This window comes from Pseudomonas alkylphenolica (assembly GCF_016009175.1).
In the GTDB taxonomy this organism is placed as follows: Bacteria; Pseudomonadota; Gammaproteobacteria; order Pseudomonadales; family Pseudomonadaceae; genus Aquipseudomonas; species Aquipseudomonas alkylphenolica_B.
The window spans coordinates 145,784-159,391 of record NZ_JADUCM010000007.1 but is presented as its reverse complement, the minus strand read 5'-3'; the positions used below and the strand labels follow the sequence as shown (position 1 = coordinate 159,391).

General features: G+C 63.0%; 12 protein-coding genes. 6 read left to right on the top strand and 6 right to left on the bottom strand.

Annotation, left to right across the window (positions count from 1 at the left end; translation table 11 throughout):
• Window positions 1-54: 54 nt before the first annotated feature.
• From I5S59_RS09585 to I5S59_RS09575, 3 genes are all read right to left on the bottom strand, one after another.
• Window positions 55-282: a hypothetical protein gene (locus I5S59_RS09585; RefSeq protein WP_197876376.1), complete on the bottom strand. Its 228-nt coding sequence runs from the start codon at window positions 280-282 to the stop codon at window positions 55-57.
• Between the two features lie 351 nt (window positions 283-633).
• Window positions 634-1,644 (bottom strand): nucleotidyl transferase AbiEii/AbiGii toxin family protein, encoded by a 1,011-nt coding sequence (locus tag I5S59_RS09580; RefSeq protein WP_197876375.1) that lies wholly within the window; start codon window positions 1,642-1,644, stop codon window positions 634-636.
• Window positions 1,637-2,227, bottom strand: a complete 591-nt coding sequence (locus I5S59_RS09575) for a DUF6088 family protein (RefSeq protein ID WP_197876374.1) — start codon at window positions 2,225-2,227, stop codon at window positions 1,637-1,639. The genes I5S59_RS09580 and I5S59_RS09575 overlap by 8 nt, the downstream gene beginning before the upstream one ends.
• Before the next feature lie 315 nt (window positions 2,228-2,542).
• On the opposite strand from I5S59_RS09575, the gene I5S59_RS09570 reads away from it, so the two are divergent.
• The 3 genes from I5S59_RS09570 (at window position 2,543) to I5S59_RS09560 (ending at window position 5,182) form a co-directional block, all read left to right on the top strand.
• Window positions 2,543-3,145: a hypothetical protein gene (locus I5S59_RS09570; RefSeq protein ID WP_197876373.1), complete on the top strand. Its 603-nt coding sequence runs from the start codon at window positions 2,543-2,545 to the stop codon at window positions 3,143-3,145.
• Window positions 3,146-3,291: 146 nt separating this feature from the next.
• Window positions 3,292-4,530, top strand: coding sequence for a molybdopterin-dependent oxidoreductase (locus I5S59_RS09565; RefSeq protein ID WP_197876372.1), 1,239 nt, complete (start codon window positions 3,292-3,294; stop codon window positions 4,528-4,530).
• A gap of 10 nt (window positions 4,531-4,540) precedes the next feature.
• Window positions 4,541-5,182 (top strand): c-type cytochrome, encoded by a 642-nt coding sequence (locus tag I5S59_RS09560; protein ID WP_197876371.1) that lies wholly within the window; start codon window positions 4,541-4,543, stop codon window positions 5,180-5,182.
• Between the two features lie 436 nt (window positions 5,183-5,618).
• Here the strand turns inward: I5S59_RS09560 and I5S59_RS09555 are convergent, their stop codons facing one another.
• On the bottom strand, window positions 5,619-6,407 hold the full coding sequence (locus I5S59_RS09555) for a TatD family hydrolase (protein WP_197876370.1): 789 nt from the start codon (window positions 6,405-6,407) through the stop codon (window positions 5,619-5,621).
• 2 nt (window positions 6,408-6,409) lie between these two features.
• Window positions 6,410-7,405: a catabolite repressor/activator gene (cra, locus tag I5S59_RS09550; protein WP_197876369.1), complete on the bottom strand. Its 996-nt coding sequence runs from the start codon at window positions 7,403-7,405 to the stop codon at window positions 6,410-6,412.
• Between the two features lie 283 nt (window positions 7,406-7,688).
• On the opposite strand from cra, the gene ptsP reads away from it, so the two are divergent.
• The 3 genes from ptsP to I5S59_RS09535 are packed head-to-tail and all read left to right on the top strand — an operon-like array spanning window position 7,689 to window position 13,240.
• The gene (gene ptsP, locus I5S59_RS09545; RefSeq protein ID WP_197876368.1) at window positions 7,689-10,547 is read left to right on the top strand and encodes a phosphoenolpyruvate--protein phosphotransferase; all 2,859 of its coding nucleotides are present in this window, start codon (window positions 7,689-7,691) and stop codon (window positions 10,545-10,547) included.
• Complete coding sequence (gene pfkB / locus I5S59_RS09540) at window positions 10,548-11,498, top strand: 1-phosphofructokinase (protein WP_197876367.1); 951 nt, start codon at window positions 10,548-10,550, stop codon at window positions 11,496-11,498.
• Window positions 11,495-13,240 carry a PTS fructose transporter subunit EIIBC gene (locus I5S59_RS09535; protein WP_197876366.1) on the top strand — a complete coding sequence of 582 codons (1,746 nt, stop codon included), beginning with the start codon at window positions 11,495-11,497 and terminating at the stop codon, window positions 13,238-13,240. The genes pfkB and I5S59_RS09535 overlap by 4 nt, the downstream gene beginning before the upstream one ends.
• Here I5S59_RS09535 and I5S59_RS09530 read toward each other — a convergent pair whose 3' ends face one another.
• Entirely contained in the window at window positions 13,241-13,471 is a 231-nt protein-coding gene (locus I5S59_RS09530) for a DUF3820 family protein (protein ID WP_128323799.1), read from the bottom strand.
• Window positions 13,472-13,608: the final 137 nt, after the last annotated feature.

Below are 13,608 nucleotides of genomic sequence, written 5' to 3'. Positions count from 1 at the left end.
CACGCCTCAAGCGCCAGCCTTGCTGAGCAACGCTGGCGCTCGCCTGTAGGTGTTTCAGTGCTGTACCTGAACCTTGCTCAACGCCGCTTCGACCAGGTTTCGCGCGTGGTCGATTTCGTGCACGCAGGCCAGGGTCAGTACCTGACATGAGGCGTTGGAATGGAGCAGGACGGTCTGTTGCGCCACGGTCATGGCACAGACGAGGTATTCAGAGACCTGGACGAGAATGTCTTCGATGGATTGGTTGGGGTGAAGGGGTGGGTCTGGAACGATTTTTAACATGGCTATCTCCGACATCGGTGGAGCTGCCACGTCTCTGCTGTCAAACAAATGGGTGGCAACTGTACATGGGTTGACAGACCGAGGACATCGGAACTCGGCGCACACGAATGTGCCCCACATACAGTCGCCATGAAGCGATGCACGTGTGATCCGAAATCTGATGTATCGGCCTGTCACAACCGGTCGTTAAAGTTGCTAACGACGGGCCGAGACTAGAAGCCTGACGGGACCACTGCAATGGCTTGAAAGCCGCAAAAGTATGATTCGGAAATGGACTACACGGAATCGGGAAATTCTGATGTTTTGAGCCACGAAGGCCGCCTGATTCTCAGGGCAGCAACGACTGACGCCTCAAATAATCGCGGCAGCGTTCATGCGCTCTTCGAGCTCAGCGCATGTCCGCATCAGCTCTTCAAACGGAGGAGGGGGGCTGTCGAACATCCCGTCAGCAAGCATCAACCCGTAGTCGTTGGCCAATTCTTCAAGCGCGTCGCCAGCTGGAACCAGCCGTAGATTGCCGCTTACCGCATGCCGGTAATCAATAGCGCTACCGTCTGCTGCCTTCTCGATGAAGAACCACGACTTATGTTCGGCGACAAGGGCTGCAATGTCGCGTTGGGCAATGACTTTAGCGAACGCCTGGCTTTGCCCAATTGCTACGAGGTCGTGCCAGTGCCGGGCAAATCGTTCTGTCCTCAAGCGTTCCTGAACACAGTACACGTGCGCTGCTGTGGCTTTCTCCCAGAACGTTCGGGCTACGTCCATCACCACAGGATTGGCCTCAGGAAAGCTCACACCTTCCAACTGCGCGTTGGCCATGTCACAAGTGACGTGCCTGCGCCCGTGCGGCTCACCGCTGGAACGAGCGCCAAACTCCAGCATCACCCTGGGCCTAACGTATTCACTAGCGGGAGTGCGTGGGGGGTAGTGCAGGTAGAGCTTGTCATTATCCTGCTCTAGCTCAGCGTTCAGCCCTTCTTTCACGAGTGCTTCCGTCAGCACAGGCACAACGGTGTCGTGAATCCAGACTGGGAGAAGGTCACGAATGGATTTCGTCCATTTTCTGGCCTGGCTCACGCTCGGAGGAATCTCGCTTTCAGCGCCCGGGAGCATTTGCCGAATATCGTAGGTAAGGTCGATGTCTTCCGAAAACCGGTCTATCAAACGGTAGACCTTGGAAAGGGAGGTGCCGCCCTTGAAGGTGAGGTGGTCCCCCGCCTGAGTAGAGAAAATCTTCCCCAAAGTCCAGACAACCCAAAGGTCTTTCTCAAGCAGAAAGGCAGGCCGGTCCAGATTGGAGGCAGCCTGAAGCAGCACCTCTCTCTGATCGTCTGCACTCAGCGTGAAGACATGATCAGGCATGGATGGCCTCTTTTCCGATCATGCCTGCCATCCAGGAAGGCAGGACGGCACGAAGCCCCATGAGACGCGCCCATTCTGTCTGCGGTAGTTTCTTGCGTAGCTCATGGATGACGCGGGTGGACTGCTTTTCACCGAGCCAGGCAAGCGCACGAACAGCTTCACCGGCGCCAGCGCTGGCAAGCATCCACCGCGGAGCGTGGTTGATCTGGATTTTGGTTTTGCCAATTTTTAACGTTCGGGCACGGCCGGTGGTGAGAAATACCTGCCGAACAGGTACCTGCTGAGTCAAGCCCAGGCTATTGGCTGCCCGGGCTCCGCTCCATGCCACCGCTTCGTTGGTTTTTACCGCCAACGCCTGTACGACCCGCTCTGGCTCGGGGGCGCGGGTGCCGAAGCGGCTCTTGACCGGCGCCACATACATGCCGCGACAAATGCGCATGAGCTTACCGGCCTTGGCCAGGCGCGAGAACGCTTGGTCGATGGCTGCGCGGCTACCCAGATTAAGGAATTCTTTCGGCGACAACACTTCACCCTCAGGCAAAGAGTTGCTGCGCGTGAGGATGACTTCTGGAAGCTTTTTCATGACGGCACCCATACCGGTTTGATGCAATGTCAGAACTCTATCACTGTTTCTGACATTTGTTCAAATTTTGAGCGATCACATCGCCAGGATGCGGCGTGGTCATCTAGAAGATAGAGCCCCCAACGGTGTGAAGCAGCCAATTCACACGCGCTGTTACAAGCCACCACCATTACTTAGTTACAATGCGCCCCCACTGCACGGGTGACCCTGCCAAGGCCCCCGTCATCACAGGTTGTCAGCAGCGCCTGCTCCGCTCAGGTGCTGCGCCATATACGAAGGGCAGGTAATGCCCTCATTTTTCTGCTGGGGCGATGGATGAAACAAGGGCGCTTTTGGGCACTGATGCTGTGCCTGGCGATATTCACGGGCTGCGCCACCGCGCCACCCCGAGACCAGAACAACCTCTGCAATATCTTTCGCGAGTACCCCGACTGGTACGAAGACTCGCTGGAGATGCAGCAAAAGTTCGGCACGCCGCAAAACGTGGCAATGGCGATCATGAAGCAGGAAAGCAGCTTCGTTCACGATGCGCTGCCACCGCGCGACTACCTGTTATGGGTGATCCCGTGGGGCCGGGTGAGTTCGGCCTACGGCTATGCCCAGGCCCAGGACCCGGTCTGGGGCGAGTACAAAGACCGCACCGGCAACGGCGGCTCGCGCGACAATTTCGATGACGCGGTGATGTTCATCGGCTGGTACACCGACGGCACGCAAAAACAGCTGGGCATCTCCAAGTGGGACGTCTACAACCAGTACCTGGCCTACCACGAAGGGCGCGGCGGCTTCAGCCGGGGTACCTACCTGAGCAAGCCGTGGCTGATGCAGGTGGCCCGTAAGGTTGAGCAGCAGGCGAAGAACTACGGCGCGCAGCTCAAGCAGTGCCGGGCAGAGCTGGAAGCCGACACTGGCTGGTTTTAATCCGCCGGCCTGTCATCAATTGCGAACCCTCTGACGCTCAATGCGAAGCAACAAAACTGCGTGTGACGATACTGAAACGCTCATAAAAAACTGGCGGGATGCAGCCAGTTGCCTTTCAGGATTTTCGTCACAGGGAGCGCCGCAGCATGTTCAGGTTTATCGGGAACAACCACCTTGGCCGCCGGCAGGTTCTGCGCGATGCCATCGCCCTGGCGGTGGCCGCCTCGCCGCTGGCTGGCCTTGCCAAAACCGCCGAGGCAAACCCTGAGGAAGTGACCTTTGCCGCCGGGCCGCGCCCGCTGGTGCAGTACCCGCAAAAGCGTCCGCTAACCCTGGTGACCACGCGGCCACCGCACCTGGAAACCCCGTTCGCGGTGTTCAACGAAGGGCCGATCACGGCCAATGACGCGTTCTTTGTTCGCTATCACCTGGCCGACTTTCCAACCAGCATCGACCCCGACAGCTACCGGCTGACGGTCAAGGGTTCGGTCGGTGCGCCGCTGTCGCTGTCGCTGGACGAGCTCAAGGCGCTGGCCGAGCCGGTCGAGGTGGTGGCGGTCAATCAGTGTTCCGGCAACAGCCGCGGCTTTTCGATGCCACGGGTGTTCGGCGCGCAGCTGGGCAACGGCTCGATGGGCAATGCGCGCTGGCTGGGGGTGCCGCTCAAGGCGGTGCTGGAAAAGGCCGGGGTTGGCGCGCAGGCGCAGCAAGTGACCTTCCGTGGCCTCGACAAGCCGGTGCTGCCGAGCACGCCAAGTTTCATCAAGGCGCTGGACATCAACCATGCCATGAACGGCGAGCCGATGATCGCCTGGTCAATGAATGGCACCGACCTGCCGTTTCTCAATGGCTACCCGATCCGCCTGGTGGTGCCGGGTTATTTCGGTACGTACTGGGTCAAGCACCTGAGCGAGATCGAGGTGCTCGACCACACTTTCGACGGCTTCTTCATGGCCAAGGGGTACCAGGTTCCCGACAACGACTGCTTCTGTGTTTCGCCGGGTACTACGGCGGCGAAAACCCGGCCGATTTCACGGCTGCCGGTGCGCAGCTTTATCACCAGTGTGCAGGCGGGTGCGGTGTTGCCGCTGAACAGCGGGGTGCTGCTCAAGGGCATTGCCTTCGACGGTGGCGCGGGGGTGGACAACGTGGAGGTGTCGATTGATGGCGGGGCGCGTTGGTATCGCGCTGCGCTGGGTGAAGACCTGGGGCGCTTCTCGTTTCGCGAGTGGACGCTGCCGATCACCTTCAGCCACAACGGCGCTACGCAGTTGATGGTGCGCGCCACCAATGCGGCGGGCGAAACGCAGCCGATGAAAGCAGACTGGAACCCCGGCGGCTATCGCCGTCACGTCGTCGAAACCACCCACGTGACAGTCGCCTGAGGAGCCCTGCATGAAGCCTATGAAACCGATGTTTGCGCTGTTGTGTGCGGTTCAGCTGTGTGCGGTGGCCACGCTTGAGGCGGCGCCGTTGTCGATCACCCTGCCGCCGGAAACGGCGGTGTTCAAGGCCAGTGAGTTGCCGGGCTACGCGCTGGCTCAGCAGAAGTGTTCCACCTGCCATTCGGCCGACTACATCAACTTTCAGCCGCCGGGCATGAGCCTGGCGCAGTGGACGGGTGAAGCCGGCAAGATGCAGAAGGTGTATGGCGCGCCGATCAGCGATCAGGATGTGAGCGTTATTGGCGCTTATCTGGCGGCCACCTATGGCAGTGCGCAGGTGAGCGATGCCGAGGTGCAGGCGGCTTCGTATCCGGCGAAGGCTGAGCCTGCACCGGGTGCGAAGGTGGATGCCATGGCGTTGCTGCAGAACAATGCCTGCCTGTCGTGCCATGCGCTGGACCACAAGGTGGTGGGGCCGGCGTATCGTGATGTGGCGGCGCGGTACGCTAACGATGCGCAGGCGCAGGCCAAGGTGGCGTTGCACATTCAGCAGGGCGGTGCGGGTAAATGGGGCAACATTCCCATGCCGCCGTTTACACAGTTGAGTCAGGGGGATTTGCAGGCGATGGCGGCGTTTATATTGCAGCAGTAGGGCTGAAGGAATTTGCGACCGCTGCGCGCTCGATCGCAGGCTGCGCCAGCTCCAACAGGTACATCACGGTTTTCAGAATCCCCGCAGGACCTGTAGGAGCGGGTTTACCTGCGAAGAATTCAACGCGATGAAACGGTCTTGCCGGCAGTGATCTCTGTTCGATCTTCCTGAAGTCTGCATTGCCTGTACCGGCGTCTTCGCGGGCAAGCCCGCTCCCACAGGTACATCACGGTTTTCAGAATTCCCGCAGGACCTGTGGGAGCGGGTTTACCCGCGAAGAGTTCGCCCTGCTGAAACGCCAGCAGGGCGAATGCGTTTCAACGAGGCCTGAAGCACCTTGCTCCGTGAGTAGACGCTGACCTGTAGGAGCGGATTTATCCGCGATGGACTGCGTAGCAGGCCCGCTTTGGCGGCGATCCGGCCTACAGGAGCTCGGTCAGTCGACCAGCGCCCAACCAAACAGCTCACACGCATTACGCGTGCTCACCTCGGCCAGACGCTCCACTTCAATCCCGATCACCTCGGCCAGTGCGGTGGCAATCTGCGGCAAATGCTCGGGACTGTTGCGCAGTCCGGCATACATCACGGGGGCCATGTCCGGGGCGTCGGTTTCCAGCACCAGGCTTTCCAGCGGCAACTGCGGTAATACCTTGTGCAAACGCAGGGCCTGCGGCCAGGTAGCAGCGCCGCCGAGGCCCAGTTTGAAGCCCAGCTTGTGGTACTCACGGGCCTCTTCAACACTGCCGGCAAACGCATGAATTATGCCGCCACGCGCAAGCTTGTAACGCTTGAGCGTGGCAATCACCGCAGCATGGCTGCGACGTACATGCAGCAGGGCCGGCAGGTTGAAGTCGACGGCCAGTTGCAACTGGGCCTCGAACCAGTGTTGCTGGCGCTCGCGGTCGAGTTCCGGCAAGTAGTAGTCCAGGCCGAATTCACCCACGGCACACAACTGGCGCTCACCCTTTAGGCGGTTCAACCAGTCGCCCAGCTCACGCAGGTGCTCGGGGCGGTGCTGGTCGAGGTACACCGGGTGCAGGCCAAACGCGGCATACAACTGCGGGTCGCTGCACACCAGGTCCCACACGCGCTGCCAGTTATCCTCGTACACGCCCAGCACCACCATGCGCTCGACACCCGCCGCCCTGGCGTTGGCCAGCAGCGCCGCCCGGTCCGGGTCGAAATCCGGAAAGTCCAGGTGAGTGTGGGTGTCGATCAGGCGCATGTTCAGGCCTTGATGATTCGCTGTTTGAAGGTTCGACCCACGGCATGCACGCCCGGCTCGTAGTGCTTATCTTCCACCGCGGCGAGGGCCAGCTTCAGTGCGGTTTCGGCCATGACGCCGTGTTGCTGGGCCATGGCATTGACCGGCAACGGCAGGAAGTCGAGCAGCTGGTTGTCACCAAAGGTGCCCAGCTGCAGGCTGCGCGAGTCGGCCGGGCGCGCCTGCAGCACGTCGAACACGCCTTGCAGCAGCACGTAGGAGGTGGTCAGCAAGGCATCCGGCAGGCCGCCGAGTTCGGCGATCAGCTGGGTCATCAGGCGCTGGCCGCATTCACGGCTGAAGGCCTCGCCCTGGTAGCGGCTGATGGTGCCGTTAAAGCCTTGCAGCGCTTCGTCGAAACCACCGGCGCGGGCCTGGCTGACGCTGAGCTCCGGGCGGGCGCCGATCAGGGCAATGTGCGCAGGCTGGGTGGCGAGCAGGCTGCGGGTCAGTTGCAGGCTGGCGTTGCGGTCATCGCTGACTACCGAGCAGAAGTGCGCCGGGTCCATGCTGCGGTCGATGGCAATGATCGGCAGGCCCTTGGCCTGCAACTCGCGGTAGCTGTCGTCACCGGCCGGCAGGCAGCTGGCAACAAACAGTGCATCGCAACGGCGGGCACGGAACAGTTGCTGCAACTGGCGCTCGCTGTCGGGCTGGTCGTCGCTGCTGGCAATCAGCAGCTGGTAGCCTTTGGCCCGGGCGCCTTGTTCCAGTTGCTTGGCAATGCGTGCGTAGCTGGGGTTTTCCAGGTCCGGGAGAATGAACCCCAGGGTCTTGGTGTGACGGCTACGCAAGCCGGCCGCCTGTGGGTTGGGGGTAAAGCCATGGGCTTCCACCACTGCACGCACACGTTCGACCGTGCTGCTGCTGATGCGCTGCTGTTCGGCCTTGCCATTGATGACGTAGCTGGCAGTGGTCACGGACACACCGGCCAGACGCGCGATATCGCTGAGTTTCACCGCATTTTCCTTGTTATACCGGGGCTGCTTGCGCAGCCTGACCGGGAATTGTCGCCGATCGTGCAATCGAGACGCAGACGACCATTGTCGCAATTGTCCGACAAGATGGGGCTTCATTGATCGAAGATTATCGAGTAACGTGCTCACAATTCCAGATTAAACGTTTCAGCAGGCGATTTTTCTGCCGAACCAACGCCTGCGGTGGGCCCTGCGCAACTGGCCCTATGCTTAAAAATTCACAACAATACCTCAGCACCCTCTTGGTGCTGCAAAGGAGAAGGTCATGCTCGAGCTCACTGTAGAGCAGATATCCATGGGCCAGTCGGCTGTGGATAAGTCGGCGGCGCTGCAGCTTCTGGCCGAGCACCTGGTCCGCGACGGCCTGGTTGCCGAGGGCTACCTGGCCGGCCTGCAAGCGCGTGAGGCGCAGGGTTCGACCTTTCTCGGCCAGGGTATTGCGATTCCCCATGGTACCCCGGATACCCGTGAGCTGGTGTATACCACCGGCGTGCGCCTGTTGCAGTTCCCCGACGGGGTCGACTGGGGCGATGGCCAGCGGGTGTACCTGGCCATCGGTATTGCCGCCCGTTCCGACGAACACCTGCGCCTGCTGCAACTGCTGACCCGCGCCCTGGGCGAAACCGACCTGGCTGAAGCGTTGCGCCGGGCGAGTTCTGCCGAGGCCTTGTTGAAACTGCTGCAGGGTGCACCGCAGGAACTGGCGCTGGATGCACAGATGATCGGTCTGGGCGTGCCGGCCGAAGATTTTGACGAGCTGGTGTGGCGCGCCGCGCGCCTGTTGCACCGTGCCGATTGTGTCGGTGCGGGCTTTGCCGGCGTGCTGCAACAGGTCGAGCCGCTGCCGCTGGGCGAAGGCTTGTGGTGGCTGCACAGCGAACAGGCGGTGCGCCGGCCAGGCCTTGCGTTTGTCACCGCGCAGCAACCGCTGCGCTATCGCGATCAACCCTTGCACGGCGTGTTTTGCCTGGCCAGTTTGGGCGCTGCCCATCAGGCCCTGCTTGAGCGCCTGTGCACACTGTTGATCGAGGGCCGCGGCCAGGAGCTGTGCCGGGCCACCAGCAGCCGTGCGGTGCTTGAGGTGCTCGGTGGCGAGTTGCCCAGCGACTGGCCCAGTGCCCGTATCGGCCTGGCCAACGCCCATGGCCTGCATGCCCGCCCGGCCCAGGCGCTGGCGCAGTTGGCCAAGGCGTTTGACGGTGACATCCGTGTGCGTCTGGTCGACAGCGGCCAACCGGCGGTGTCGGCGAAAAGCCTGAGCAAGCTGCTGAGCCTCGGGGCCCGGCGCGGGCAGGTACTGGAAATCATTGCCGAGCCGAGTGTGGCCGCCGATGCGCTGCCGGCTTTGCTGGCGGCCATCGAAGCCGGCTTGGGCGAAGAAGTCGAGCCGCTGGCCGCCAGCGTTGAAACCACCGTGCAATTGCTGCCGGAGCCTGAGTTGGTGGCTCCGGAGGCGGGCGCGGTAATTCAGGGCGTGGCAGCGGCACCGGGCATCGCCAGTGGCCCGGCGCAGGTGCAGGTGCTGCGTGAGTTTGACTACCCGTTGCGTGGCGAGTCGCTGCCCGTTGAACGCCAGCGCCTGCAGCAGGCACTGGCCACGGTCAACGGTGAAATCGAAGCGCTGATCCAGCGCAGCCAGGCCAAGGCTATTGGCGAAATTTTCGTCACCCATCAGGAAATGCTCGCCGACCCGGACCTGGGCGATGAGGTGGATCAGCGCTTGCGCCAGGGCGAAAGCGCACCGGCGGCGTGGATGGCGGTGATCGACAACGCCGCGCGCCAGCAAGAGGCGCTGCAGGATGCACTGCTCGCCGAGCGTGCGGCCGATTTGCGTGACATTGGCCGCCGGGTGCTGGCGCAGCTGTGTGGCGAGGCTGATGTGCCGGCCCCGGAGCAGCCCTATGTGCTGGTGATGGAAGAGGTGGGCCCGTCGGATGTGGCACGCCTGGACCCGGCACGGGTTGCCGGCATCCTCACGGCCCGTGGCGGTGCCACCGCGCACAGCGCCATTGTCGCCCGTGCGCTGGGCATTCCGGCAGTGGTCGGTGCGGGCGATGCAGTGTTGTTGATCGCACCGGGCACGCCGCTGTTGCTGGATGGCCAGCGCGGTCGTTTGCAGGTGGCGCCACCGGCCGCCGCGCGGCAGCGGGCACTGGCCGAGCGCGAGCGCCGCGAACAACGCCTGCAGCAGGCCCGGGCGCATCGCCTGGAACCTGCGGTAACCCTCGATGGCCATGCGATTGAAGTGTTCGCCAACATCGGCGAGAGCAAGGGCATCGAAGCAGTGGTCGATCACGGCGCCGAAGGGGTCGGGCTGTTGCGTACCGAGCTGATGTTCATGGCCCATCCGCAAGCTCCGGACGAAGCCGCGCAAGAGGCCGAGTACCGCCGTGTGCTCGATGGCCTTGATGGTCGGCCTTTGGTGGTGCGTACCCTCGATGTCGGCGGCGACAAGCCGCTGCCGTACTGGCCGATTGCACAGGAAGAAAACCCGTTCCTCGGGGTGCGCGGCATTCGCCTGACCCTGCAGCGCCCGCAGGTGATGGAGAGCCAGCTGCGGGCGTTGTTGCGCGCAGCCGACGACCGTCCGCTGCGGATCATGTTTCCCATGGTCGGCCAGCTGGAGGAGTGGCAGCAGGCGCGGGCAATGGTCGAGCGCTTGCGTGAGGAGATCCACGTCAGCGACCTGCAGCTGGGGATCATGATCGAGGTGCCCTCGGCGGCCTTGCTGGCGCCGGTGCTGGCGCGTGAAGTGGACTTCTTCAGCGTCGGCACCAACGACCTTACCCAGTACACCCTGGCCATCGACCGTGGCCACCCGAGCCTGTCGGCCCAGGCCGACGGCCTGCACCCGGCGGTGCTGCAACTGATCGACATGACGGTGCGCGCCGCCCATGCCCATGGCAAGTGGGTGGGCGTGTGCGGCGAGCTGGCCGCCGACCCGCAAGCGGTGGCGGTGTTGCTGGGGCTGGGCGTCGATGAGCTGAGCGTAGCGGCGCGCAGCATTGCCGAAGTGAAAGCGCAGGTGCGCGAACTGAATTTTGAACACGCCCGGCAGCTTGCCCAGCAAGCCTTGCTGCAGGGCAGTGCCAGCGCCGTACGGGCGCTGGTGGAGAACAACTGAATGGCCAAGATCCTCACCCTTACCCTAAACCCGGCGCTCGACCTCACCGTCAGCCTCGACGCCCTGCACAGTGGCCAGGTCAACCGTAGTCAGGCCCAGCACAGCCATGCGGCGGGCAAGGGCCTGAATGTCGCCCAGGTGCTGGCTGATCTGGGGCACAGCGTCACGGTCGCGGGCTTTCTGGGTGCAGACAACCTGCAACCGTTCGAACGTCTGATCGCCCAGCGTGGCTTTACCGATGGCTTTATCCGCGTGCCGGGCGAAACCCGCTGCAACATCAAGCTGGTCGAGGCCGATGGCCGTGTCACCGACATCAATGGGCCGGGCCCGCAGGTGGATGCCGCGGCCTGTGAGCAACTGCTGGCGCGCCTTGAGCAACTGGCGCCCGGTCATGAGGCCGTAGTGGTGGCGGGTAGTTTGCCGCGGGGAATCACTGCGAGCTGGCTGCAGCAGTTGCTGGCAACGCTCAAGGCCATGGGGCTGAAAGTGGCCCTCGACAGCAGCGGTGAAGCCTTGCGTGCGGGGCTCGCCAGCGCGCCCTGGCTGGTCAAGCCGAACACCGACGAGCTGGGTGATGTGCTGGGCAAGGTGGTGCACGGTTTTGCCGAGCAACAGACCGCCGCCCAGGCGCTGATCGTGCAAGGCGTCGAGCACGTGGTGGTGTCCCAGGGCGAGCACGGGGTCAACTGGTTCAGCCGCAATGGTGCGCTGTCAGCCGTACCGCCCAAGGTCAAGGTTGCCAGCACGGTAGGGGCGGGTGACTCGTTGCTGGCGGGCATGGTGCATGGCCTGCTCAACGGCGATGCCCCGGCGCAGACCTTGCGCCTGGCCACCGCGATTGCCGCGCAAGCGGTGACCCAGATCGGCTTTGGCATCAACGACCGCGCGCAGCTGGCGCAACTGCAGCACGACGTGCGCGTGGGCGAAGAACAACAAGAGGGTCGCAGATGAACATTGCCATCGTCACCGCCTGCCCGAATGGCCAGGTGTCCAGCGTGCTCAGTGCACGTTTGCTGGCAGCCGCTGCCCAGCGCCTCGGCTGGAGCACCAGTGTCGAGATTCATGACCCGCAGCAGCCGCAAGGGCAGTTGTCGGAGGCGGTGATTGCCGCCGCCGACTGGGTGCTGGTGGTCAACACCGGCCCGCTGGACCTGCGCCGGTTCGCCGGCAAGCGTCTGCTGCAGTGCACCCCGGCGCAGGCGCTGGCCGATGCCCAGCACTTTCTGCGCCAGGCCGCCGAGCAGGCGACGGTATATGAGCCTGTTGCGCAAACGTCGGCAGTACCTGCCGGGCAAGGCGCGAAGATCGTCGCCATCACCGCCTGCCCGACCGGTGTGGCGCATACCTTCATGGCCGCCGAAGCGTTGCAACAGGCCGCGCAGCAGCTGGGCTACCAGCTGACGGTAGAGACCCAGGGCTCGGTGGGCGCGCGTAATCCGTTGCCGCCTGCGGCGATTGCCGAGGCCGATGTGGTGTTGCTGGCCGCCGACATTGAAGTGCCGACCGCGCGTTTTGCCGGCAAGCGCATTTATCGCTGCGGCACCGGTGTCGCCCTCAAACAGGCCCAGGCCACCCTGAACAAGGCGCTGGCCGAAGGGCGCGAGGAAGCCAGCGGGCAAGCGGCAGGGGCCAGTGCCAGCGCCAGCGCCTCTGGCGAGAAGACCGGGGTGTACAAGCACCTGCTCACCGGGGTGTCGTTCATGCTGCCAATGGTGGTGGCCGGCGGCCTGATGATTGCCTTGTCGTTTGTCTTCGGCATCGAAGCATTCAAAGAGCCCGGCACCTTGCCGGCAGCGTTGATGCAGATTGGCGGTGAGGCGGCCTTCAAGCTGATGGTGCCGTTACTGGCGGGCTATATCGCCTACTCGATTGCCGACCGTCCGGGGTTGGCGCCGGGGATGATCGGCGGCCTGCTTGCCAGTACCCTGGGCGCGGGCTTTATCGGCGGTATCGTCGCGGGTTTTCTCGCCGGTTACAGCGCCAAGGCCATCAGTCGCTGGGTGCGCCTGCCCAGCAGCCTGGATGCTCTCAAGCCGATCCTGATCATTCCGCTGTTCGCCAGTCTGTTCACCGGCCTGGTGATGATTTACGTGGTCGGCAAACCGGTGGCCGGGATGCTCGAAGGGCTCACGCACTTTCTCGACAGCATGGGCACCACGAATGCCATTCTGCTCGGTGTGTTGCTCGGCGGGATGATGTGCGTCGACCTCGGCGGGCCGATCAACAAAGCCGCTTATGCGTTCTCGGTGGGCCTGCTGGCGTCGCAGAGCTACGCGCCGATGGCGGCGACCATGGCCGCCGGTATGGTGCCGCCGATTGGCCTGGGCATCGCCAGCTTCATCGCCCGGCGCAAGTTCGCCCAGAGCGAGCGCGAGGCCGGCAAGGCGGCGTTCGTGCTGGGGCTGTGCTTCATCTCGGAGGGGGCGATTCCGTTTGCTGCCAAAGACCCGCTACGGGTGATTCCGGCAAGCATCGCCGGTGGCGCCTTGACCGGCGCGCTGTCGATGTATTTCGGCTGCAAGCTGATGGCGCCGCATGGCGGGCTGTTCGTCATGCTCATCCCCAATGCCATCAACCATGCCGCGCTGTACCTGCTGGCGATCGTTGCCGGCAGCCTGCTGACCGCCGTGGTCTACGCCGTGCTCAAACGCAGCGAAGCGGTGGAGCTGGCGGTGCAGCCGGTCAAGGCCTGATCAGGGGTGGCGTCGCGGGTGCTTCTTGCGCAGGGGCACCAGCAGTTCACCGAGGCCGTTGTGGTCGATCTCGTGCATCAGCGCCAGCAGGCCGCCGAGCTCGCCCTTGGGGAAGCCCTGGCGGGCGAACCAGGCCAGGTAGTGGCCGGGCAGGTCGGCAATCAGCCGGCCCTGGTATTTGCCGAAGGGCATTTCGCGGGTCACCAGCAGTACAAGCAGTTCCGGATTCATGAGGCGTGGATCTGGGCGGGAAAGGCATGAACATACATGCAAACTGCATGAAGGCCAAAGGACAGTTCATGCAGAACACGGTAAACCTGATCGTTCAATATTTCTTAAGCCTTTGAAAAACATAACTATATTTTTGG